Here is a 240-nt window from a genome sequence, read left to right as displayed (position 1 = left end):
TACATTATTGGCAAATCTTGCTTCGCCGGGCTTTGTTCCATACATCTCGTGTATATAAGCCGGCTCGTCTGCAATGTTCATCACTTCAGGAACGGAGATCTGCATCTTGTACGCCATTTCATATTGCGCTATGCGGCTGAGTATTTCCGGGTCTTTGTATTCTTCGTATTGCTCCTGGTTTATTTTATTAATAGCTTCAATAGATGCTTTGCGTATGTCACGGTTGATGCCATTGGGATC

The 240-nt window shown here is 43.3% G+C and carries 1 pseudogene (only partly in view); it reads right to left on the bottom strand.

Annotation, left to right across the window (positions count from 1 at the left end):
• Nucleotides 1-240 (bottom strand): annotated as a pseudogene (locus JNK74_30060) (DUF1501 domain-containing protein); it runs 294 nt beyond the window's last position.

It is taken from the genome of Candidatus Hydrogenedentota bacterium, assembly GCA_016791475.1.
GTDB lineage: Bacteria > Hydrogenedentota > Hydrogenedentia > Hydrogenedentales > JAEUWI01 > JAEUWI01.
This window is presented reverse-complemented; position numbering and strand designations above follow the sequence as displayed.